Source organism: Nostoc sp. ChiQUE02 (assembly GCF_034531305.2).
Classification (GTDB): Bacteria; Cyanobacteriota; Cyanobacteriia; order Cyanobacteriales; family Nostocaceae; genus Nostoc.
Window position 1 is genome coordinate 1 of sequence record NZ_JAVRBN020000059.1, and the last position, 23,523, is coordinate 23,523.

Annotated in this window: 18 protein-coding genes; 6 read left to right on the top strand and 12 right to left on the bottom strand. The window is 41.1% G+C overall.

Annotated features, from left to right (window positions below):
• Window positions 1-65 precede the first annotated feature (65 nt).
• Window positions 66-305 carry a hypothetical protein gene (locus RM347_RS31705; protein WP_322720699.1) on the top strand — a complete coding sequence of 80 codons (240 nt, stop codon included), beginning with the start codon at window positions 66-68 and terminating at the stop codon, window positions 303-305.
• Window positions 306-422: 117 nt separating this feature from the next.
• On the opposite strand, the gene RM347_RS31710 is transcribed toward RM347_RS31705, so the two are convergent.
• Both RM347_RS31710 and RM347_RS31715 read right to left on the bottom strand, forming a co-directional pair.
• On the bottom strand, window positions 423-3,977 hold the full coding sequence (locus tag RM347_RS31710) for an AAA-like domain-containing protein (protein WP_322720698.1): 3,555 nt from the start codon (window positions 3,975-3,977) through the stop codon (window positions 423-425).
• Between the two features lie 32 nt (window positions 3,978-4,009).
• A complete protein-coding gene (locus tag RM347_RS31715; RefSeq protein WP_322720697.1) occupies window positions 4,010-5,374 on the bottom strand; it encodes an AAA-like domain-containing protein in 1,365 nt (454 codons plus the stop codon).
• 165 nt (window positions 5,375-5,539) lie between these two features.
• On the opposite strand from RM347_RS31715, the gene RM347_RS31720 reads away from it, so the two are divergent.
• Together RM347_RS31720 and RM347_RS31725 are read left to right on the top strand one after the other, a co-directional pair.
• Complete coding sequence (locus RM347_RS31720) at window positions 5,540-6,079, top strand: LysR family transcriptional regulator (protein WP_322720696.1); 540 nt, start codon at window positions 5,540-5,542, stop codon at window positions 6,077-6,079.
• Window positions 6,069-6,431: a LysR substrate-binding domain-containing protein gene (locus RM347_RS31725; protein WP_322720695.1), complete on the top strand. Its 363-nt coding sequence runs from the start codon at window positions 6,069-6,071 to the stop codon at window positions 6,429-6,431. Before RM347_RS31720 ends, RM347_RS31725 begins: the two co-directional genes overlap by 11 nt.
• 35 nt (window positions 6,432-6,466) lie before the next feature.
• Here RM347_RS31725 and RM347_RS31730 read toward each other — a convergent pair whose 3' ends face one another.
• From RM347_RS31730 to RM347_RS31775, 10 genes are all read right to left on the bottom strand, one after another.
• Window positions 6,467-7,396 (bottom strand): pentapeptide repeat-containing protein, encoded by a 930-nt coding sequence (locus RM347_RS31730; RefSeq protein WP_322720694.1) that lies wholly within the window; start codon window positions 7,394-7,396, stop codon window positions 6,467-6,469.
• Complete coding sequence (locus RM347_RS31735; RefSeq protein ID WP_322720693.1) at window positions 7,393-8,295, bottom strand: bestrophin family protein; 903 nt, start codon at window positions 8,293-8,295, stop codon at window positions 7,393-7,395. The genes RM347_RS31730 and RM347_RS31735 overlap by 4 nt, the downstream gene beginning before the upstream one ends.
• 240 nt (window positions 8,296-8,535) lie before the next feature.
• Entirely contained in the window at window positions 8,536-12,129 is a 3,594-nt protein-coding gene (locus RM347_RS31740; protein WP_322720692.1) for a nitric oxide synthase oxygenase, read from the bottom strand.
• Between the two features lie 82 nt (window positions 12,130-12,211).
• The gene (locus RM347_RS31745; RefSeq protein WP_322720691.1) at window positions 12,212-12,415 is read right to left on the bottom strand and encodes a hypothetical protein; all 204 of its coding nucleotides are present in this window, start codon (window positions 12,413-12,415) and stop codon (window positions 12,212-12,214) included.
• 192 nt (window positions 12,416-12,607) lie between these two features.
• Window positions 12,608-13,006: a hypothetical protein gene (locus tag RM347_RS31750; protein ID WP_322720690.1), complete on the bottom strand. Its 399-nt coding sequence runs from the start codon at window positions 13,004-13,006 to the stop codon at window positions 12,608-12,610.
• 14 nt (window positions 13,007-13,020) lie between these two features.
• Window positions 13,021-14,703, bottom strand: coding sequence for a mechanosensitive ion channel family protein (locus RM347_RS31755; protein WP_322720689.1), 1,683 nt, complete (start codon window positions 14,701-14,703; stop codon window positions 13,021-13,023).
• 10 nt (window positions 14,704-14,713) lie between these two features.
• On the bottom strand, window positions 14,714-15,067 hold the full coding sequence (locus tag RM347_RS31760; RefSeq protein ID WP_322720688.1) for a slr1659 superfamily regulator: 354 nt from the start codon (window positions 15,065-15,067) through the stop codon (window positions 14,714-14,716).
• A gap of 43 nt (window positions 15,068-15,110) precedes the next feature.
• On the bottom strand, window positions 15,111-15,731 hold the full coding sequence (locus tag RM347_RS31765; RefSeq protein WP_322720687.1) for a DUF6272 family protein: 621 nt from the start codon (window positions 15,729-15,731) through the stop codon (window positions 15,111-15,113).
• Between the two features lie 75 nt (window positions 15,732-15,806).
• On the bottom strand, window positions 15,807-17,396 hold the full coding sequence (locus tag RM347_RS31770; RefSeq protein ID WP_322720686.1) for an MHYT domain-containing protein: 1,590 nt from the start codon (window positions 17,394-17,396) through the stop codon (window positions 15,807-15,809).
• 138 nt (window positions 17,397-17,534) lie between these two features.
• On the bottom strand, window positions 17,535-18,929 hold the full coding sequence (locus RM347_RS31775; protein ID WP_322720685.1) for a hypothetical protein: 1,395 nt from the start codon (window positions 18,927-18,929) through the stop codon (window positions 17,535-17,537).
• An 839-nt stretch (window positions 18,930-19,768) separates the two neighbouring features.
• Here RM347_RS31775 and RM347_RS31780 point away from each other — a divergent pair.
• From RM347_RS31780 to RM347_RS31790, 3 genes are all read left to right on the top strand, one after another.
• Window positions 19,769-20,428, top strand: a complete 660-nt coding sequence (locus tag RM347_RS31780) for a hypothetical protein (protein WP_322720684.1) — start codon at window positions 19,769-19,771, stop codon at window positions 20,426-20,428.
• Window positions 20,429-21,239: 811 nt separating this feature from the next.
• On the top strand, window positions 21,240-22,610 hold the full coding sequence (locus RM347_RS31785) for a right-handed parallel beta-helix repeat-containing protein (RefSeq protein WP_322720683.1): 1,371 nt from the start codon (window positions 21,240-21,242) through the stop codon (window positions 22,608-22,610).
• Window positions 22,611-22,816: 206 nt separating this feature from the next.
• A complete protein-coding gene (locus tag RM347_RS31790) occupies window positions 22,817-23,275 on the top strand; it encodes a hypothetical protein (protein WP_322720682.1) in 459 nt (152 codons plus the stop codon).
• Window positions 23,276-23,523: the final 248 nt, after the last annotated feature.

Below are 23,523 nucleotides of genomic sequence, written 5' to 3' on the forward strand. Positions count from 1 at the left end.
CGGTTTCTTCAGTTTTTGGTCGATATGTTTAGCTATCTCTATCTGAGCAAGCCATTCAACTATTAATGGAATATCGTGAAGCCTTACAGAAACAGGGAACACAACTAGGCGAAGCTTGTTTATACTTTGGCTGTCGCAACAAGAGCGATTTTCTGTATAACGAGCAGCTGACAATCTGGCAAAATCAAGGAGTGCTGACCGATCTGCAAGTGGCTTTCTCTCGTTTAACCCAGAAGAAAGTCTACGTGATAGAGTCAAGCAATCAACTAATGAACAAGCAGCAATTGAAAAAGGGCAACCATTGACTGTCTAAACTTCTCAACCTGCTTAAGGTAAAAAGCCAAGACTCATTGATACAAGAATCTCCCGAATTTGGGAGATTCTCAATTACTCTTGAACGCGCTCAAACAGAAGTATCTGGACTATCTATTAGAGCGATCGCACAAATGTCTGTCCTCCTCCTTCACCTCCGCATTAGTGAGCAGATAATCTCGCACCCAATCGCAACCGGCTGTTACTACCTTATCTAGCTCTACAGACTGCTCTAAATTCCACAAAATTACCGTTTTGTCCTCAGAAGCCGAGGCCAGAGTTTTGCCGTCAGGAGCGAAAGCTAATCCCTTAACCCCAGCACTATGTCCAATTAGATTGGTCAGCAATGTACCGTCAGATTTCCAGAGTTTAATTATCCCATCATTACTCCCTGTAGCAATTGTCTGGCTGTCATTGCTCAACGCTACACTCCAAATCCCAGAATTATGTCCCTTAAGAGTATGCAGTAACTTGCCGTCACGGCTCCAAAGTTTAGCCGTCCTGTCTTCACCTACCGAAGCAATCAATTCACCATTAGGGCTGAAAGCTACGCTAATGACTGTATTAGTATGACCTTGAAGAGTCTTGAATAAGCTATCCTCACTTTTGACCTCTGATTGAGAATTTAGCTCGCGCTTCTTGTTCAAAAGCGAAGCCAAACGCCAAAGCTTTACTGTCTTGTCGCCACTGCTGGATGCAAGTGTTGACCCATCGGGACTAAAAGCAACCCCCCAAGTCCCAGCCGTGTGTCCTCTAAAAGTAGCGATTTCGGTGCCGTCTATCCGCCAAAGTTTGACTGTGCGATCACTACTCGAAGATGCAACCATATTACCGTCAGGGCTAAAAGCGACTTGCTTAATATTACCTTGATGCCCTTTGAGACTATGCAGCAATGTACCGTCTTTCCGCCAAAGCTTGACCGATTCGTCTGTACCAACAGTAGCAATTGTTTGACTATCTGGACTGATAGCAACTGAGCTAAACCGAGGACTTGGCTCTTTTAACCGCCGATAGCTAATCCCGTTCTTGCGCCAGAGGATCGTCTCCTTCGGACTTGATGAAGCGATTAACTGTCCGTCGGCACTAAAAGCGATTCCCCAAATTCCAGCTGTATGTCCCCGCAGAATTGTCAGCAAAGGATTGTGTAATTTCCACAGTTTTACAGTGCCATCCCAAGATGCAGAGAATAGGGTGTCGCCGCTGGGACTAAATGCAATATCTTGAATGCCACTGTCATGGCCTTTAATGGCATTCAAAGAAGTACCGTCCTTGCTCCAGAATTTTAGCATCTTGTCGTCAGAGCCAGAGGCGACGATCTGCCCATTTGGGCTGAAAGCTAGGGCGTTAATTGCAGCATCGTGTGCAGTGAAAGTCTTTAACAAACTGCCGTCACGCTGCCACAGTTGCAGCTTGCCGTCTCCATTGCCTGTTGCTAGGATTTTGCCGTCAGGACTAAAGGCAATTGAGAAAACAGGAGATTGAATATCTGAAAGTGTTTTCAGTAATGTGCCATCCCGCTTCCAGAGTTTTAAAGTGCCATTGTCAGCAGCCGAGGCCATCAGCTCTCCATCGGGGCTAAAAACTACTGGTGTCAGGATCACGCCATGCCTCAAGGTCTTTAGCAATGTGCCATCGCTGCGCCAAAGTTTTATCGTACCATCCCCACTGGAGGCAACAATCAGTTTTCCGTCAGGACTAAACTTTACTTTGCCAGTTACAGCTTTAAACCCTGTCAAAGTTTTCACGAGAGTGCCGTCACGCCGCCAAAGTTTGACGGTTGTGTCTCCGTTTGATGAAGCAATGAGCCGACCGTTGGGGCTGATGGCCACTCCTATAACTGGGCCTTGATATCCTTTGAGGGTACTTAGCAACCTGCCATCGCGCTGCCAAATTTGGACACCATTTCCGATTGTTGCCACAGCAATAATCTTGCCATCAGAATTGACATCTAATGCGTTGTTGACGGAGGCATAACCCGAAAAGCGGTTAAATTCAGCAGCTCCATAAATTGCCTGTCGCAAAGCTAACTCCACCATTGTTTCTGTCTGCGGGTTGATTGAGGGCAAGTGCTTGAGTTCTCTTCTGGCCCTAAGCGCTTCAATTAAGGCATCTAACCTTTTATCTAAGGCAAAGAGAGCTTGCGAATATCTAGCCATGCCTTGAATTTTTTCTATTTGCTCATTGCGTTGGCTGAGAAGTGCTTTTTGGTACTGGAAAAAAGCGAAAATTCCTACTACGATCGCGATCGCTAAAGCCAAGGAAAGTGCAGCAATCCAATAAGTTTGGCGTTTGGCATTTTTTTTCTTGAGTTCCAGCCTCGCTTCTACTTCCTTAATCCGTTCCGCTTCTAAAAATAATTGCAATTCTTGTCTGTCTACTTCAAGGCTAGCTGCTAAAAACTGATAGTCCAAATCGCTTAAACTTTTGCCTTGTCCCCAGTATGAAGCGTCTTTTAAAGCTTGTCCGCGCAAGAGGCGGGATTTATCTTGCTGCCCTGAAGCTACCCAAGCATCAAACACCTGCGAGTAAGGACGCAAGGCTGCTAATCTTTTTTCAACCCATTGCAGATTAAATACTTGCTGATAGATGCGATTTTTTACTTTTAATATTCCCTCTTGTTTAACAACTAAACCACTGAGTAATAATTCAATTTGTTCTTGACTATCATCACTTTTTATTTCAATTCCTTGCCAAACTTGTTGATAAATGCCTAGAATTCTCCCAGCTCGCTGACCGTTACGGTCGATGCGATCGCGTATAGTTCTCAAGTGTTCTGGTTCGTCCTGTGATTCCCAATGCTCAATGATGCGAGTTTTGACCAAGTTTTCAATCCAGAACGATTCCGTACCTGGTGGAATACTCATCTTCTCACCGTTCCCAATTGTCTGCTGACTCAATTGCACGACTAAATGACACAACTTTTGAGTCAAAAACGGTTGTCCCGCCGTCCAGTCTAAAATCGCCCTCACAACCGATGCTGGCTGTTCCACCGTCTTATCTAGCCCTTGAATTAAAGGAGTTACTTCCTGCCACTCAAAACCTTTGAGTGCGATCGCTTGCCCAATATTGAACGGTGTCTTCGTTCTGTCTCGAATCAGATCGGAAGGAGTTGCTACCCCAAAAATTGCAAAGGTAATGCGTTGATAGTTTGGGTTGATTGCCCGTTGGTTATAGCAGAAGCGAATAAAGGTAAAAAAGTCATCAATCGAAAAGTTAAGCCCTAGCAGACTGTCGATTTCATCAACAAAGATAAACAACCGTTGTTGGGGAAACTGCACCAGTAGCAATTCCTCAATAAACCACCGCAGGCGTTGCAGTAAACCCAGATCGTTGCGTTCTTGCCACCAGGTTTTCAGGTTCAAGGTTTCCATTAGCCCCAACTGTCGCCATAAGTCACCGACAAACCCCTTGTACCATTGCACTGGAGTAATTTGTTCGCTCCCCACCACACTCAAATCCACGGCAGCACAGCGAAAGCCGTCTTGCTCAAGGCGATGCTTGGTTCGTACCAGCAATGAGGATTTACCCATTTGCCGGGAGTTAAGGACATAGCAGAACTCTCCTCGCTTTAGAGCTTCATACAGTTGCGAGTCGGCTTGCCTCTGTACGTAAGTAGGTGCATCAATGGCTAAACCGCCGCCGAGTTGATAGCTATCTTGGGGCATGGAAAATAGAGTAAGTAGGTCGGCGTGAATATTTATCCTTGAGCGTACCATTCGCGGAAGTACTCTCGATATAGCTTACAGCTTACAGTTGCTTGATTGTCGGTAAGATACACCAATCCTAAACTTTTTAACTTAAACGCGACCTCAATCTCTAACTGAATTGGAGCCATTAAAGCCAGTTGAAAAGCATCAGCTAATTTAGGATACTGTTGCAGGTTCCATAACTGATACTGAAGATGTTGTTGATAGATTCCAGTATCTCTCATAGCATCTTTCAGTAACGTTTGCACAGGAATCTTCAAGCGGGCACTTTCATACAATGTCAGTCGAATTAAATACGGAAAGCCATCAGTAAGCTTCATTAACTGTTCAAGTTCAGGCTTTGTGAGTTGAAGTCTATGACGTTCGGCTAAATCCTGCACCTGTTCTGGGCTAAAATTTGGCAGTTCGATCGCCAATCCCACATTAAAGGGAGAGCGATGGGTTGGTAAAGGAATGTAAACTTCAACTGCATGAGCTATTACAATTCGTAACTTCTGCCAAACTGAAATGTCTTTTGTTTCTTCATACCAGGAACGCAACAAAACGAAAAAATCACTGGCGAGTTCTGGGTACTCAAATAACTGGTCTACGCCATCTAGTGCTAAAACGATAGGATTAGGGAGTTCCTTGAGGAGATAGCCCTGAAAATAAATTGTGCTGTTCATCAAAGCTCCCATATCCTCGTCCCAGTAGTCATTTAATTTAGATTCCAAACCTAACTGGCGAGTGACATTTGTACAGAACCAACGTAAGAAGCGATCGCTCTTTTCAAATACTTGTGTTCCGGCGTGATGTAAGTTGAGTCGTACTGTGTGGTAATTCTGACTGCTCCCATAATCCAGAATTCGTGCAATCAGGGAAGTCTTCCCCATCTTTCGAGGTGCCTTAATACGAATGAACGTATGGGGTTGGAGAATTTCTTGATAACAGGTTTGTTCAATTGTCAAGCGCTCAATATACAGGCAAGAAGCGAGGGGAATCCATCCTTCTGGAGATTCTAGAACGTAGCCTTTCCTAGTCAAGCCCCCCATCGGCATTGCTGCTGTTGTCTCCGTTATCTGAGGATTATCAAAAGCAGCGAATTTTTCTAATCGTTGTTCTAGCAGCTTTGAGATATTCGTCTTATTAACTTTTTCACCGAGCGCCTGTGAAAGCAACTGCCATACTTTGGGTGCAACTGTGAACTTAATATAGCTTTCAGAATACTTATTTTCTTCAGCAAGTTTAGCGTAAGTCTTTTTGCTTTCACGTAGAGATTCTCGCAGGATTACCTTGTGAATGTAGCTTAGTGAAAATCCTGTTTCTGTAGCCACTAACTGGAGCGCAAATTCAACAATTTCCTCAATGTTTCTCATTCAAATAGCAAGTTGCTAGGCTAGGATATGGTCGGTTAACAATCTGTTAACCGACAAAAAGATTAGCATTTCTTATTAAATCACAGTGATAACTTAATATATATTTAAAGTCTAATGCCTTATAATTATCACCGCTATAACTTTTAAGTATACCCAATACAATTCATGGAATTACGGCATCTTAAGTATTTTGTGACCGTTGCAGAAGAACTTAACTTCAGCCGTGCTGCCGTCCGGCTGTATATTTCCCAACCTGCGTTAAGCCGTCAAATCAAAAACCTGGAAGATGAACTGGGTATTGTGCTATTTCTCAGACAATCTGATGGATTAATACTGGCAGAAGCGGGGAAATTTTTTCTCCAACAAGCAAAAGATATTTTGAATCGTAGTGATGTGGCTGTACAAACCCTCAAAGCTCATTACAGCAACACAGATGAGCCTTTAGTTATTGGTTACATCCCAACCATCCTCCAGACTTTTCTTGGTAAAACCTTACACAGTTTTGGACTTGCCTATCCTGAAGTTGCCGTGCGTTTGCAGGAGATGCCGCCTAGCGAACAAGTTAGAGCATTACGAGATGGTGCGATTGATATTGCTTTTATGGGCAATCCACCCGATGAGTTAGACGAAGAGTTTACAGTCAAATGTGTGAAGAAAGTGCTAGATTGCTGCGCTTTTACCAGATACGCACCCGTTGGCACATGAATCCTCAATTAATCTAGCTCAACTGGCATCTGAAAAATTTATCGGAATGTCTGAAGAAAAGTTTCCCGGACGAAACGATCGCATCCGCGACACTTGTCGTTGTGCTGGCTTCATGCCAAATCTACACCTGTTTGCTGATAGCCATGCCTCTATGATTGCTCTGGTTGCGGCAGGACAGGGGGTAGCAATTATGCCAAACGAGGCAGAAGCATTACCTCATCCCCAAGTTGTGTTTATGCGGCTCCACCATCCTATATATTACGCGCGATCAACTGCCGTGTGGAGGAAAGAAACACCATGCAAATCTCTAGATAAATATCTCAAAATTCTGTTTGAGTATGTTCAAGAGTGAGTAGACTGAATCTTTTTCATTCAAGTAACAACTTGCTATCCTGGGATATTCAAAGCTCCATTGACTCTGAGCCACTGCTGCTGTTGGCAAGTTAACCCTTGAGCGTCTGTAAAACAGGCTCCTTTGACGCGGGAACCAGAAAAATTAGAACCTATTAACTGAGTATCTTTAAAATTGGCATGTCTGAGATCGGTCTCAACCAGATTAGTATCATGTAAGATTGCTCCCTCCAGATCGGCTTGAAATAGAGAGGCTCGTTTTAGAGTCGCACTGCTTAAGTCAGCGCCGACTAAGTTGGCTAACTCTAGGGCAACTTGGCACAAAATTGCTTGTGTCAAATCGGCATATCTTAAATCAGCCTTAACCAAATCAGCCTCCGTCAAATCAGCATTCCTTAGAATTGTCTCATTCAGCTGGCTCTCTTCTAGGTCAACTCGCTGCAACGAGGCTTGGCTTAAAATAGCACCTTCCCAATTTGTCTGACGCAGATTGGCTTCATTGAGGTTGGCTCCCGTCAAATCCGCCCCTTTCAAGCTGGCTTTGAGTAAATTGGCTTGACTAAGAGTTGCTTGAACTAAACAAGCGCTTTCTAAAGAAGCTTCGGTCAAATCAGCACCCTTTAAACAGGCAGAAGTTAGATTGGCATGATTTAGAAGAGCATGACTCAGGTTGGCGTTAACTAATGTAGCTTCATTTAAATTTGCCCAAAAAAGGCTACTGTATAGCAGGCAAGTTTGAGTTAAGTTTGCCTGTCTTAAGTTTGCTCGATTCAAATCTGTCCAAGTTAGAATTGTGTCGCTTAAATTTGTATTACTTAAATCTGCGCTGTTGAGGTTGCTATGACTCAAGTTAATTCTATTTAAATCAGCACCCTTGAGGTCAATTCGGCTAAGGTCAAGATTTTGGAAATTTCGTTCTTGCTCGGTGTAGTGCTTAAGAATGTCACTGGCATTAATGATGTTCATGAGCCTCTGATGTCTAAGTCTGTTTTATACGCAATTATTTCTTCGATATCTTTGTGTAATTTATGACAAAGTTTATCAAGGGGAATATCGTTAGCATCACATCCAAAAGGATTTTCAATTTCTAAACCGATCGCCTCAATGCCAAATAACGCAAAAGCAACTACCCCTGCTACTGGAATTGTCCACCATTGCAAATCTTTCACCATCTGAAAAGGTAGAGCAAAACAATATAAAATTAACAGATGTCGTAAGTGAATTGAATAAGCGTGAGGCATAGGTGCAGCTAAAATGCGTTCGCAACGTGATAAGCATTCAACTAATTGATCTAGCAAGCGATTAAGAGCAGCAAATTGAATACTATCTATCTGCTGTTCGCTATACTGTTTAGTTAGATAGCCGCCAATCCATTGCGTTACTTGCAAGGGCATATTGCTAACATATTGCAACTTTAAATATTGTTCTAAAGAAAGTATCGACTTTAACTGTTCATCAACTCCTTTGTGCCTTAAATGCTGTTTCATAGCCATAAAAAAAGCTGCATTTAAGCGCAGACAAGCAGCTTTTTCTTCACGAGCTTTTAAAGTTTTATCAGGAATTGTCAGCCACATCTGTCGGGAAAGGTTACGCCCTGTAAATATAGTCATACCTGCGATTTGCCAGCCCTCCCAAAATCTTTCGTAGGCTGTATTAGTGCGGAAAACTAAGATTAATCCTAAAACAATCCCTGGAATTAAGCCTGCTAAGATGGGTTGGCTAAAACCTAAATAGCCATGTTTATAGATGATCGTAATGATGAGAGCCACTACCATATTTAAAAATACTTGAATTTTGACATCCCGAATCACAGATTCTCTGAAATTTAGGGCTAGATGAAACCAATTTTTGCGTTCAAAATCCATAGAAATTACAGCAATAAAACAGAGAAATTTGGAAATTATTGGGCGAATATAATTCGTTACTACAAAAGCAAAGAGAAATTGTAGGTTGGGTTGAGGAACGAAACACAACACCGAGATTCATGTTGGGTTTCACTTCGTTCAACCCAACCTACGTCTAATGCACTATTTTAGCTGTGTCACGCCACTAGGTATCTTTCAAAAATCAAATAAGATCCCTATAATATTCCTACTTATGTATCATTATGCTTGATGGTGAAATGGGCATTTACCAGCTTGAGGGTCTTTTTCCCAAGGATCTGGGACATAGAAATAGTTGGGTTTGAGCAGGCGATTTTCAAATTCTCTGTGAAAAATCGGTGTGGCTGAACCCGATAGGGGCGGAACCAACCAAGCCCAGTCTCCATAAACGTGGCGATCGCACTTTTGCTCTTCATCCACAAATTGCATAAAGGAATCGCTCAGGGTATGGTGATCTAACATTCTTACTCCATGCAGTTTATAAGAGTACAGCACAGCTATATTTAGTTCTACTAAAGCTAAATCTTTCCAAAGGGAAATGTTTTCGCTGTTATCTAAACCCATCTTTTCGGCAACAATGGGTAGCATATTGTAGCGGTAAGTATCGCTAAAATTCCGCCCACCAATTTCTGCACCCATGTAAAAACCGTTAAATGGTGTGGGGTATTGAATTCCTCCCATATCCAGCATCATGTTAGCAACAGCAGGTAATCCAAACCATTTCAGTCCCAAGTCTGCAAACCATTCGTAGCGAGGGTGAGAAATCGGAACTTCTAAAATAATTTCTGGGGGAATTTCAAACAATTTGGGTTCTCTTCCTCCTACTTGGATAATTAAAGGTAAGACATCAAAGCGGGTTTTAGACTCTTTTGTCCACCCTAATTTAATTGCCTGCTCTGCTAACTCCACATTGGCAGGATCGCCAAGAATGCTGCCATCAGGTTGACGATACCCGGCGTAACGCAACATTAAATTGTTCCAAACTTTGATATTTAAATTTGGATTCAAAATTGTAATTGTCGAGCGCAGATTGCCGTTATTCGTCGCAAACTTAATGTGTTCGACTAAGGTTTGAAAAATCTCCTCCTCTGTTTGTAAATGACGCATATCCCGTAGTTGCAAACTGCGCCAAAAGTTGCGTCCCAAACAGCGGTTACTGTTACGCCATGCCAGCTTTGTGCCGTAAGCTAGCTCATCTAAGGTATGTTCGTAAGTGCCTGTACGCTCAATTGATTCCTTGACTTCTTGCCAACGGGGAAGGAATACTTCAGCTAAACCTTGTTCGAGATAGCATTGCTTGAGAAAAACCTCTGCTTCTTGAACGACGGAATTAATCGGTTGGATGTAAATGCTTATCTGCTCAATGGGTGTAATTCCGCCTGCTATTTGTACCACTGGACGCTGCGGGATGGAAGTTTGCGCTTTGCCTTCTTCATTCAGTTTCGAGGAGAATAATTCTTGACGAATAGCAGAGTCCGGCCACCCTGCTGTTTGTAAATAGCTTCGTACTCCATCCATAAAGGGTTCTGGCCCACACATAAAGGCAACGGTTCCCTCTGTGTAGGGATAAAGACGTTGCACATCTTCAGGGGTGAGTTTACCTGTTTGCCTAGTTGCTCGGACTGTAAAGCTTAAATTAGGATGAGCCAAGGCTAGTTGCTCTAGTTCTGTTTGAAAGACTAAATCTTCTGCATGGGGAGCCGAAAAATCGAGGTGAAATTTGCTCTTATCGCCTTTATTAGCTAGGGTTCGCATCATGGCGATCGCCGGAGTAATACCAATTCCCCCGGCAAAAAAGATGACAGGGTTTTCATCTTCTAAAACAAACTCACCTCTCGGCCCAGAAATGCGAAACAGAGCTTCTGCATCAGTGCGATCGCACAACCAACGGGAAAATAATCCTAATTCTTCTCGTTTAACCGTGATTTCGTACTGCTGGGTTTGCTCGGCTGGCGAACTCAATGTATAAGCACGAGTCACCCAAGAACTATCCACTCGTCCTTGAATCAGAATATGTTGTCCAGGTTTCGATGCCACTATTTCTTCGTAAACTGGGCGGAATTGGAAGCGCATCATCCCTCGCCCCAAGTCTTCTTTGTTCACGAGTTCGGCAACAGCCAGATTTGCTGAACCTAGCATTTCTTCCACTAAAGGCTGACAGCTACCGCAGATCATTGTTACTTGTGTTTGTTCAACAATTCCTTCTAAAGAATCTAAACCTGTATCTATCAGTTCTCTGACTTTGCCACAAGTTGTTTTCGTACAATTGCAAACGATATCGCTATCGGCTCCCGATGTTGTTACTTCCTCAATTTGCAGTTCTCCTAACTCGCGGAATAATGCTACTTGCCAACGGGGAAGAATTCTATCTTCAAAAAATAGCTCAATTGCTAATTGTCGCCCACTCCAACGTCCCCACACCGATAAACTAGCAATTTTGCCATCCTTTAATCTGAGGACACGAGCGCCACCGCTTTCAGGAATATAGCGAACTTCCTCTAGGTTATTTGTATCTTCATTTGCCCAATACCACTCCAGCACTTCGCCATCGAGCGATCGCTCTCCAATTAACATGCGATCGTTGGCTTGCAATAGCCGTGTAATTATTCCTGGTTTTGCAGCGACAAACCCCTCACTAATGGTTAAGATACCCCGTCCCGGCAGAATATAGACGTTAATAAGTTCCAGAATGTGTTGAGCAATCCAATCTCTCAAATCCAGAGTTTTTCGCCCTAACCATTGGGCTGATGCTTCTCCTCGATCGGTTAATCCAGATTCACTTAATGCTAGGAGCCAATCTAGTTGAGATTGGGCTGCTTTTTCATTCATTCCCAGAGCCATCGCATCGTGCAAGGCTGCGGATGGTGGTAGATCGAAATAGCGAACTTCTGTAGGCACATCTGCAAGAATTCGGTTTAAATGAGCTTCTAACCCATAAACAAATTCGTTAAAATCAATCGTACCGCTTCCGTCATTGTCAGCCTGTTCTAGGATAGATTGACATTCATCGTGGCTATATCCTAAATCTAAGAGGTAAGGAAGCAACTCTTGAGCGTCAATATGTCCACTTCGATCGAGGTCGATCGCTTCAAATCGTAATCGTGCAAATTGTTGAGCCGACAAAGATTGTCGCAGGATTGCCGATATTTCTAAAGCGATATCGGCACCACTAAGTTGATGAGAACCTGTGAATATTTCTGGTGGTGGGTTGTTAATTTTACCATGCAACCATTTGAATAAACCTTGGGCGATCGCTTCTGGCTCTAACCAAGGTAAGGTAGTATTACCAAGCGGTAAGGACAAGGTTCGGCGAAACCTCAATTCCCTTTTGAGCATCAGCATCTGGGAAAATAAAGGTGCGTGACGTAAGATGAGGGTTTCTATATTCAAGCCACGTACTAGGCTTTCGGCTTTTGCCAATTGTTCGCCAACCTTTGTTTCAATTGGACAAGCAGGTGCAACCCAAGCTAAACGGCGAATACCCTTCTGTTGAGCTATATCGATAAAAGAACGAGTTAGCGATACTACTTCAGATAAGTCTGTCGGCATGATGAAAATTACTGCCACTGCCGCACTATCCAATTCTTCCGCTACTCTTTTTTGAGAAGTTAAGTTTAAATTGAACCACTCGCTGCTGACTAGGCTTGTAGGAGTGGCGATCGTCCCCGGTTTGAATCCATAAACCTGAAAGCGATCGCTTGTTGTCAATAAACTGATAAATTCTTTTGCAGGTAAGTATTGAAAATCGGATGTCAAAACCAAAATAGTTGCGGTTGACGATGCTGAACCATTGAGTTCAAAGCTAGTAAATTTCATTTTTGTATTCTTCTTGTGTTAATTTTATAGGTTTTAATTAGTGTCATTAATTCTCTTTAAGTACTTACTACAGATTTCCTAGTTATTGAACTGTGACTGTTTTCAAAGCCGATTGACTGAGTGAAGCCAGACCAATTCCTAGCAGAATCACCGTAAAAGCGATGCAGTTGGAAATACTGAGTTGTTCTGCAAAAACGATCCAGGCTGGCAGTCCTGCTAATACTAGTTCTAGAAGCAGAATGATAGCGACAAATTCAGCTGAGAGTTGATTTAGGCTATATACCAAGAGTCCTGTTCACTGTAGCGAACCAGAATAGCAGACAAAGCAATAGATACAACCGCAACGATGAGGGCAGGGATCGCAATGCTAATTTGAAAGCGCTGGACTGTTTTGGCAGTTCAATATTTGCTGTAATCACAGCAATTTTAGGTATCTCAGATACTTTAATGTTTTCATAAAAATGTTCATTTTTGTCTATTAGGTTTCAGTCCATAATATAGAGATTCCTTCTACTGTTCCCGAAGCTTCTATCTCCTCAATTTCCCTAGCCAAATTAGCTGTCAACTCCTCGGTTATTACGTCTATCATTTGCATTTTCATCGGGACAACTATCCCCACTTTATCCATTAATTCCATTAACATATTTTGTTCTGATTCTTCTAGAGAACCATCAGCGTTAATCAAATTCATTAATAAATTATTTTCCTTTAACAAAGAGCCTAAGTCTTTGTCTTGCCGCATAGGTAATAACAACTTTTCATACTTTTCTTGAGGAACGGAAACGGCTAAAGCCAATTGCAACATCAAGCGGAGATTGCTATTCGGCGGAATAGAACATAAAAACGCCATGATTTTACCGAGATCCTTGGTATCCATTTGATCTATACTCCTCAGAAATTTTGGTTTAGCTCATTAAAGGAAGCACCGCTTAGTTCAGTAATGCTCTCTTTTTTCTCCACTTTTTCTTCTCTTTGTTCAGAAGTATGGTTAACAGAGGCAATTTTCAGATAATTTAAAACTTCTTGATAAATTTGGCTGCTAGTGCGATCGCCTCGCTTGCCATTCTCAAGTTTAATATCATCGACAAAGAAATTAAGCTTCAACTCAGCATAGACCTTCCCGTCATCAGTATGATTTGTTCCCTTGACTAAAACTTGCGATTCCTGCCATTTTTGTCGAGGTTCTTTGAAGCGTTCCCGCAACCATTTATTCAGTTCCATTACATAATCATCAATCCGAGTTTCTTCACTCTGGGGATTAGAAATTTTTTGGTATAAGCGCTGCACTCGTCGCTTCAGCAGATTAATCTTGCGCTCCCAATCCTCAGAAATCATGTAACTATCATTATCCAACAGATTCGGATCGCGAATCCAGCAGCGATACCACTCCCGAACCAACTCAATTAATGTGTCATTGACTTTGGTTTCTTGTAAACTATAAACGGCGCGATTATTCTGAGTTTCCCTAATTGGCTCTAATCCCATCGAGTTCAATATACCTCGATACTCTTGCTGAATGTTCTCAATTTCATCTTGAGTTATCCCGCCTTTCTCGGCAAACTGAATAGTTACAAACAAAGAGTCAAGTCCTAGTTGAATTTCTTCCAATTTATAGTTAACTTCCTGCTCCGCTAACAAGCGCAATTTGCCTAACTTTTGTTGTTCTTTTAGTTCCTCCATAGTGTAGTAGTTATCGATTAATTCCATCTTGCGATCGATATCTCCTAAAGTATCAGGATGAGCTAAAATAATCTTTTCAATCATTCGTTTAGTCTCATTCAAATCGTAATCCAATAAGACATCTACTTCAGCTAAACAATGATAGTAAGCAGTTGGACGACTCAAGTTAACAATGTTTTGACTTTGTAAATTACTATTAGGAATATAAATATCGCAATGCTTATCAGGTACATAAACCTGAGTTACGCGCACCCCAATTTTTCTAAGTATGGCAATTGAGCCATTCTCTAACCGCAAAACATCCCCAAACTGAAAAGGCGTATCAATTAATAGTACAATCCCGCTAAAGAAATTTGCTAAAATGCCTTGAGCTGCAAACCCAATCACAAAGGTGGCACCACCTAAAGCTACCCAAATACCTGTAAGATCAACTCCAATGTCTCGTAAAGCAAAAACAGCAGCTAGCAGGTAAACGACAATAGGAACTACAGCCTCCAAAAGAGGCAATAGCACGTTATCCCACATGGCTTCTGTTTGCTGGGTGTATTCTTTCAGATAGTAGATAACTACTTGAATAAACAGTTGGACTATCCAATAACTAATAGAGATAATTAGTCCGACTGCTAAAATATTTTCCACGCTGTCAATTAGCTTAATAGAAGGCAAACTTTCAAAGGTAAGTTTGAAAATAGCTAATACAAACACAGCTAAAGCCGGATAAGCAGAAACACTTAGGGTAACTAGGGGGATATCGCTTTCCAATTTGCGGAACAGAGAACGCAGAACGTAAAACAATATGAAGTAAAGTAGAACTGTCCCTACAATAGCGATCGCTAGACTGCTAGCAACAAATTGCCAGGTATCAACCTTAAATGGTAATAATTCTTGCAGCATTGATGAAAGATTATATAACTTCTAGTTTTAGTCCTGGCAGCAAGCGGACTAAATTTTGTAAAGATTTACCTTGCCAAGGTTGATCGTTTGAGCCTAAGACAATTAACTGAGTTCCTTTTTGCTTGCGTAAAGCCATTACAAATTTTGACAGCATACTGATGCCAGAACTGTTGAGAAAGGTAAGTTCTCTTAAGTTTATAGTTATGGTTGCTGGATTAGTTTTTGCCACTTCATTGAGCAAAGTTGTAATTGGTTCATACTCGCTAGGCCCACCAAGACTCAATTCGCCTTGAAAGTTAATTGTTTTGGAATCAGGATCGTATTGAACGATGTAATCCTCTCCTTTAATTTTTTGAGCATCCATTATTTTTCTGTTTAAAGGTTATTATTTGTGGGTTCAATCAATATTACACTTTAATTTGAACCATTGTGGTGACAGCCACAACTGGGGCATCTCCGGGAATAGTTTCCAGTTTCCAACCAATTTCCGCAGCATAATCATTAATCATGGTCAGTAGACCTAAGCCTGAAGCTTCAGTGTCTTCTTCAATACTTTTTTCGACTTGAAGCACGTACAAATCGTTGGGGTCTGATGTCAACAGTTGTTCGATAAATATTTTTAACTTGCGATCGCCACCGGGTTTAATGCTGTTAGTGGTAAAAATTACAGCCGTTACTTCCTCTGCTTCTTCAATGAACTGAATGCCAAATCTAATTTTATATTTTGAATCTTCGTTATTAAACTTGAGGGCATTCTCTAACAATTCGTTGGCAACGTAACTCACTGTACCTTTGCTGGTTTTAATCCTCTGTTCTCGATTCGGATCTTCTTCGTCAGAGGGTAAAAAGTTGGTGAAGTAATCTGCTACAAAATGAGCGGAGAGGCGATTATTTTTCCAGCGTTGTTTAATCGGACGAGAGCTAGGGGTAAAGGTAATTTCTAGATAATCATTTTCGGGGGGAAAGCTGGTAATAAAATTACCAAATAATTCAGTTACATTGGCAGCATCTTGAGGTAGTTGAGTCATATACTTGATATCTTGTAGATGAAGGATTAGTGTTTGTTTAATTAGGAAGTTAGCGATATATCTCCTCGCTAACATTTACACTGTCAGAGTTGTTTGTAATTCCTGTTTTACTTCGTCAGTTTGTTCTGCTTGCCGTTTCAACACTAATAAGGTGATGTCATCAAATACTTTTTGCTTGCCAATATGTCGTCGCAAGTCGGCAATAATGTCATCCTTAATCTCTGACGCTGATTTATGCCAGTTTTCACTGATCACTTCGCACAGCCGCTCTACTTGATACTGGACTTTATTAATGTCTTTAGCTTCTGGGATACCATCGGTGTAAAGTACTATCCCATCGCCGGGTTCTAACTCAAAAATAGCATGACTGATAAAATCAGTAATTTCTTCATCTAAACCAATAGGAAAACCTAAATCCATCGTGTCAATTCTTTCAATCTGTCCGCCTTTGCGAACGATAATTGTTTCTTCATGCTGTCCGCTAATACTAATTTTTCCCTCCGTATAGTTGACAATGGCTAGGGTGAGACTTTTTTCCGAGTTCATCCGTTGCACATTTTTATAAATTGTGCGATTGAGGGTATCTAAAAATCTGACTGGATCAATTTCTCGAATTTCTTGCAAAGTGCGGACGGCAGTTTGCGTCATTAACATTAAAATACCACTTTCTAATCCGTGTCCGGTGACATCTCCAATGCCTAGTGTTATTACCCCATCTGTATGTAGCACATCATAATAATCTCCGCCGACTTCATCCGCCGGTTCCATGTAACCTGCAATATCTAAACCTGCAATATTTTCTAGTTCTTCTGGTTTAGGCAGAATCATCATTTGGATTTGACGAGCAACGTCTAATTCTGCTCCCATTCGCAGGTTTTCTTGCTTCAGTCTCTCATTGAGGGCAATAATTTCTTCATTGGCTGTTGCGAGTTCTGCGGTGCGATCGACAACTTTGGTTTCAGAAGAGGTTATGAGCGATAAACTCAAAATCGAAAACGCTGCAACGCTGGTCAAAGATGCCAACCAGCTGGTATCATCTGGCGGAAACTGCTCAGATAATGATGGCAATGGACTAAAACAAACTGCTGCCATCCCGACGTAGTGCATTATCGGTACAGCAAAACCCATTAATGCTGATGCACCAATTTTCTGCCACCACATAACGGGTTTTTGTTGACGCAGGTAACGGATTAGCCATAGTGCAACCAGTGATACAGCGATCGCAATCCCACCAGAAAGGGTGACTAGGTGCAAATCATAGTGGGCGATCGCAGGTAGTCGCATGGCTGCCATACCTGTATAGTGCATTGTGGTAATACCTGCCCCCATGAGCAGACTTGCACCTAACAGGCTGGGAATTTGTACTGTTTTGCGGCTGGTAATCCACAAGGCTAGCCCTGATGCCAAAATTGCAGGCAAAACAGATATGAAAACAATCAATTCCTCATAACTAATTGGCACAGTTACGTGAAATGCCAACATACCAATAAAATGCATAGACCAGATGCCAATTCCCATAGAACTTGCACCACCAATTAACCAACCAATCCAGGTGTTTCCTTTAGCATTTGTGATGCGTTCTGTGAGATCCAGAGCAGTGTAGGCAGAAAGAATAGCGATGATAACGGAGAGAATTACTAAATTTAAATCGTAGGAAACAAGCATAGTTTAACTAATAGTATTAAACATTATGAATTAAATAAAAGGTAAGTTAGCGAGGAGCGATCGCTTATTTACTGGCTAGGGAACAACCATTCGCTCCCAACACTCAAGAGAACTTACTTAGATACACAAAGCGATCGCTCATTCTTGCATCCCTTCGTATAACAGTCGTGCAAACAGCCGTGCACCATCATCTATCTTCAACCGCGCATAAGTAGGTGGTTCACACGTTCCTACTGTTCGCAAATCGGACAATAGCTCTGGGTGAAACTGACATGTAAACGATCGCCGAATCTGTTTACTCTCAAAATCCTTATAGATAATGCAAGTCGCAGAACATTCGGTAACAATTTCATCGTCAATGGTAGTAGAACACAAAATCTCGATCGCATCCGGCAGTTTCAGTAACCAGGCCAGCCGACTACCTGCTAAAATCGACCGATGGGGAATAATGACATCATGTAGCAAGCGGTATGCCCAGTTAGCAAATAAGATTGCTTCTTCATTAACTTCATCTGAATGAAACATGGCAATATTGACTTCCCGTTCATACTCAATGGCGGTGTCAATCACGCCTTCATATTCATCAGCCGTAATTTCGTGAGTGCTGATTAGCTCTTGGGGAATATCAAGAGCGTCTCCATCCGGTGATTGGTAGTGATGCAACCGCCGTTCGCCAACTTCCTTGTGTTCGTTCGGCCCAACAGCAAATTCTGGATGATCCCAGCCTTCGGCGATGATGTGTCCATTTCGCTTGGTAATTTTTAGGGAACTGCCAACTGTTTCAATTTGTTGACAAACGCGCTTCAGGGCTTTTAACATTTTGCCATTGCGGTCTCTCGGTAGATATTCTAAACTCAGCACTTGCTGAACCGCCCGCTTAATCAAATTGATATGTCCTTGCGCCGCCAGTTGATGTCCCAAACAAATAAACAGCGCTAAAGCACTTGTCGGCGATCGCGAGATCAACAACTTTTCAACCAAACAATGGAGATCGTTGAGGGAACATTTGCCACCCTCAAAAGTAGAAGCATCCCGTACTGAGGGATCGCCACCTTCTACTACTACAGCTAACCCCGACGTAATCAAAGGTACCACCACATCAGGATCGAATAGTCCAGAAGACCATACAGGAAACAAAATTGAATCGCAATCGGCAATTTTTTGAGCGATGTATGCAACATTCAGCGATGCTCGAACATCTTCTCCTAATGGATTTTGTCCGACGTGTTCCCAAGGTTCAATGATGGCGATCGCATTGCGAAATAGACAAGGGTGTTTCATCAGAAATTCTAAATCTGACTGCGAGTTAATTACCTTCTCCAATGGTTTGCCGTATCCCCACTGAAATTTGGCGTTTTCTATGAGTAACGATGTGTCTGGTAAAGGATCGGGAGAGTGGCGATCGGCAAGAAATTGACCGATGAGAATATGCATAGATTCAAAGTCAGAATCGCCTTCACTTGAATAACCAGGACGCAGCCGCCAATTGTTAGGGGTTACTAATTGATTGATAGTTGGAGTTGCTGTACTCATTTAATTTCTATACCTTTCTAAAATAACGCGATGTGGAACTTAATATTGATACCTGAGTTTATACTATTTAAACTTTATAAATAACCATATCATCTAGTTTTTTGTAAGTAACTTTTAAACATACTTATTGAAAACTTTCTGTTGTTTTTCCGGTATTAATGTAGCCTGAATGAACTTTTAAACTTTTGGTTTTCATTATTGTTTTCGCAAAAAATATATTATTCAGGTAACAATTAAGCTGTATTAGTTAAGTTTTTCATCTAGGATGTAACTTAATATACTTACGATTACTCTATTCTAATAAAACAGTCAATGATTTATACAAAATATCCTACTTTTCTTACTTTTCTTACTTTTCTTACTTTTCCTACTTACGTTATAAAACTTTAAAAATCTAAATTTTGAAAATGTTTATGCCACCCCACCATCCGCTCCGCTATGAGCGATCAATTGCTGCGTGAAGAAAAGAAACACCTACGAAATCTTTAGTTAAATATCTTAAAATTCTGTTTGCTCGCGTCTTTTTGAATCAACCTGTAGCTTCTATTTAGCCAATTAATTTACCAATTTATATACTTGACAAAGCTAATTAACTATGCCGTTCTAGCTCGCAATAAGATAACTTCACACAAACATACCAACTTTATCTATTTTTCTTTGAGCTAAACAACTGAATAATACATAGTGAATTTGTTTTAGTGAATGTACGCTCTCCTTAACTCTGCTCTTGTCCTTGTAATATCTGCATCAAAGCCTTTTTGTTTTAACTACCTGTTTCGGGTGCATAAAAATCTAGAGCGTTCCTTACTATGTGCGTACTATTCAAATGGAATCACTACATGAATGTTGACGAAGTTCTGGAAACTGTAGAACAAACTCTGCTCTCTAGACAACTGAGTAACCTTGAGCGCTTGATTCTATGTCAATCATGGCTCAGACGCGGTTATAGCGACATGGCATCCAATTTTACATATAGTATCGCTCATATCAAGGATACTGGCTCCCAGTTGTGGCAGGCTCTTTCAAAAGCCATAGGGGAGAGAGTGACGAAAAAAAATTTGTTTCTAGTCCTCAAGCAATATTTGCTCTTTCAGACAAGTGAAACAGCGACTAACAACGAGTTATCAGTGACCTTAGAGCCAGTAGAAGTAACAGAGCCAGCACTAACGCCTAGCACTAATCAGTTACCAGTTACTACTGATTTTGTGGAGGCTTCATCTTTAGAGGATAGCGTGCAATTACCATTGGTGTGCGATCGCTTGGTGTTTGATGATATGCCTAGAAAATCAAGGCGATCGCATCGTTTATCGATAAGTTACAGCAACTGTATACCCATTACAGCATTCAACAATTTTCGTCATGGGTATACTGACTTGGTATCTGTAATTTGTCATCGCGCCTCTTGGAACCAATTTTTAGCTGTAGTTGGGGCATTAATTGACCAATTTAGATTATTGACAAAAGCAATTAATTATGTGCGGTGCTTTACAGCAATATAAATATACATAAAAGATACCAACTTTATCTATTGAACGCCGACTTATGCACGGTTGAAGTCTCATAACGGCGTACAGCTATTTGCGTGACTGCTATACGAAAGAATGCAAGAATAAACTACTTACGATACTGTATTGACGCTTAACCTATCTTTAAGCTGTAGTGATGTTTTATGAAACGTCTTTATAGTAAAAAATACCACATTGTTTTTTTATTAAAATTACTTAATCTAAGTTTTTCTTGTTTTTCATTATTTATATTTATAAAGCTTACCATGAACGGTAAACTGTGCTGATTTTCTAAAACTATTTCTTAATATTATCGTTTCACTCGTTAAAATTTTCCCGTTTTTTGTTACCGCATAAAAATTACGGTAGAACCGTGGACTTACGCAAAATACGTTGTAAGCAGCAGTAATTCATGGATTACCGCTACGGAATGATAGGCTTTTCAATTATTTTTACGTAATTCATAGTTAATCAAAATTCATTTTTATAAAATGTATCAAATATTGTGTTATTACGCAAACAATATTTGATGTATGTAGTTTAATATTCAGAATACAAAAGTAGGAAAAGTAAGAAAAGTAAGAAAAGTAGGATCTATAATATAAATCCTTGATTTTTTTATTGATTAAGTTGTACGTTTATTTTGCTTGCAAAGCTGTGAACGTCCAGTAGGTTTAGAAGAAAGTTTTATCTTGTCTACGGTTCAAAGGATGCTACTTCCTAGCTACAGCTTGAGGCTTTTTGTATTGTTTTTGCTAAAAAGCCTTGATTACAAAAATAGTAAACTTAATAGAGAACTTAACTCATGCTAGATATAACGAGTGATACATCTTCTGGTTTGGAAACTAATAGCTTCGTTGTGAATAGTCTTTCGGACGTAGTTAATTCCCATGATGGTCTGACAACTTTCCGGGAAGCAGTTATCGGTGCTAACGCTTTGATTGGAAGCAACACAATCGAGTTTGATTTGGCAGAAGGTTCAACAATTAAGTTGACCCACCAGCTAGATATTCTAGACGACTTAGTTATCAAGGGATTGGGAGCGCAAAATTTAACCATCAGCGGTGATTCAGCTTTCAATAATCTGTTCATCAACAGTGCAAATGTTGCAATCGACGGCTTGACCTTAGCCGATAGTAAGGACAGCATTAGTGTGGGTAGTGGTGTTAACCTAACGGTCACAGACAGCCTTTTCCGCAATAACGGACAGGATGGTATTGATATCAACGGCAACAATAGTACCGTTACGGTTAAGAATTCGTCTTTCATCAACAATTCTGATGACGGCATTGACTTTAATGGTAATGGCAACAAGCTGAATATTTCTGGCTCAAATATCGTTAACAATGGTGATAATGGCATTGAAATTGATGCTAGTCACAGTACCCTCACAGTCAGTGATAGCAGCTTTACTGGCAACACTGGCGATGGAATCAGCTTTGATGACGGCGGCAATAACTCGCTGACCATTGCCAAGACCGACCTCAAAGGCAACACAGGCGATGGGTTGGATATTAATAGCGATCGCAACTTCGTCACTCTCAAGAAAGTAGACTTGAGTGGTAATGGTGTCGGTGCCGCAGTTGAAATCGAAGATGGACTCGAAATTGATGGCAGCAACAACACAATAACAATCACTGATGCAACCATCAACAACAATCCAGGCGATGGTATTGACTTCAACGGCAGCAAGAACAAAGTGACTGCCTCCAAACTCACTATTTTAGGCAATGGTGAAGATGGCATCGAAATCAGCGAAGGCAGCAATGACAATGTTCTCAACCTGACAGATGCCTCAATCAAAGGCAACACAGGCGATGGGTTGGATATTAATAGCGATCGCAACTTCGTCACCCTCAAGAAAGTAGACTTGAGTGGTAATGGTGTCGGTGCCGCAATTGAAATCGAAGATGGACTCGAAATTGATGGCAGCAACAACACCTTGACAATCACTGATATCACCAGCAACAATAATCCGGGTGATGGCATTGACTTTAATGGGGACAAAAACAAGGCTGTTGTGACAGGTGCCACTATCACTGGCAATGGTGAGGATGGTATTGAAATCAGTGAAGGCAGCGATGGCAACACGCTTATCGTCACCAAGAGTAACATCAGCAAAAATGCAGGTAAAGCGATCGCCAATCGAGGTCGCAACAACATCATCATCCATTAAGACTTGTGTAGGCTGGGGAGGTAGAGGAAGCAGAAGAGAAAGAATCTGCTCATTTTTTTCACTCTCAAAGTTAGATAATTTCATTTCTGGAATTCCCTTATCTCCTCTCCTTTTCCTAAACGTTTGCAGACAATTGTGCGATCGCTCTAATCTCTCACGAGTGCTTAATTAGGAAATTTTTAATTTTTACTACAAAGGCTTCAAGAATGAAAAATTTCAAATTTGTAACAACTTTTGTGTTGTTATTTATGTCAGTATTTGGTACTTCAATGTATGTGAATACTCAACAAGCAAAAGCTGAAAAAGTTTGCTCAAATAGAAGTTTGTTTGGTGCATATCAAACACAAGGAAGCGGGTATCTAAATGGTAACACCTATGCCTTAACTGTTTTATCTACCTTTGATGGAATGGGAAATATTACAGGTACTATTCTGGTTAGAAGTCTTGCAGGAAATGTGATAACTAACGTGCCCACTGAAGGTACATACAAAGTAAATAGCGATTGCAGCGTGACTGCAATCTTGAAAAGAAGTGATGGGACAACTGCTAATTATAGTGGTGTAGTCTACGATAATGGTGATAAATACGGGTGGACTCAAACCGATTTTAATACCGTTATTAATCTTCAAGGTGAAAGAGTTATAAAAAAAGGTAGACACTACTAGACTAGAAAAACTTGAAGAATTTGGTAGAATACGGCGTTTTGGTAGCAACTTTACACAAACTTACGTTAGTACAAACTTTGCCTAAAAGAGAAGTTAGGCAGTACTTTCAAAATAAGTTAAAACCCTAATTCTTCCGTAAATTAAGAAATCAAAAGCCTTAGATTCTGACTCCTGAATTTAACGGAAGAACAGGCATTCTGGAGATTTTTAGCAAAATCGCGTTAATTCAATAATTCGAGGTGTGATTC

Bases quoted from the DNA above. Each gene is read 5' to 3' on its own strand.
- RM347_RS31760 (WP_322720688.1), bottom strand. From the start codon at position 15,067: ATGGATGCTCAAAAAATTAAAGGAGAGGATTACATCGTTCAATACGAT.
- RM347_RS31750 (WP_322720690.1), bottom strand. From the start codon at position 13,006: ATGGATACCAAGGATCTCGGTAAAATCATGGCGTTTTTATGTTCTATT.
- RM347_RS31720 (WP_322720696.1), top strand. From the start codon at position 5,540: ATGGAATTACGGCATCTTAAGTATTTTGTGACCGTTGCAGAAGAACTT.
- RM347_RS31735 (WP_322720693.1), bottom strand. From the start codon at position 8,295: ATGGATTTTGAACGCAAAAATTGGTTTCATCTAGCCCTAAATTTCAGA.
- RM347_RS31710 (WP_322720698.1), bottom strand. From the start codon at position 3,977: ATGCCCCAAGATAGCTATCAACTCGGCGGCGGTTTAGCCATTGATGCA.
- RM347_RS31715 (WP_322720697.1), bottom strand. From the start codon at position 5,374: ATGAGAAACATTGAGGAAATTGTTGAATTTGCGCTCCAGTTAGTGGCT.
- RM347_RS31775 (WP_322720685.1), bottom strand. From the start codon at position 18,929: ATGAGTACAGCAACTCCAACTATCAATCAATTAGTAACCCCTAACAAT.
- RM347_RS31705 (WP_322720699.1), top strand. From the start codon at position 66: ATGGAATATCGTGAAGCCTTACAGAAACAGGGAACACAACTAGGCGAA.
- RM347_RS31730 (WP_322720694.1), bottom strand. From the start codon at position 7,396: ATGAACATCATTAATGCCAGTGACATTCTTAAGCACTACACCGAGCAA.
- RM347_RS31770 (WP_322720686.1), bottom strand. From the start codon at position 17,396: ATGCTTGTTTCCTACGATTTAAATTTAGTAATTCTCTCCGTTATCATC.
- RM347_RS31765 (WP_322720687.1), bottom strand. From the start codon at position 15,731: ATGACTCAACTACCTCAAGATGCTGCCAATGTAACTGAATTATTTGGT.
- RM347_RS31740 (WP_322720692.1), bottom strand. From the start codon at position 12,129: ATGAAATTTACTAGCTTTGAACTCAATGGTTCAGCATCGTCAACCGCA.
- RM347_RS31790 (WP_322720682.1), top strand. From the start codon at position 22,817: ATGAAAAATTTCAAATTTGTAACAACTTTTGTGTTGTTATTTATGTCA.
- RM347_RS31780 (WP_322720684.1), top strand. From the start codon at position 19,769: ATGAATGTTGACGAAGTTCTGGAAACTGTAGAACAAACTCTGCTCTCT.
- RM347_RS31755 (WP_322720689.1), bottom strand. From the start codon at position 14,703: ATGCTGCAAGAATTATTACCATTTAAGGTTGATACCTGGCAATTTGTT.
- RM347_RS31785 (WP_322720683.1), top strand. From the start codon at position 21,240: ATGCTAGATATAACGAGTGATACATCTTCTGGTTTGGAAACTAATAGC.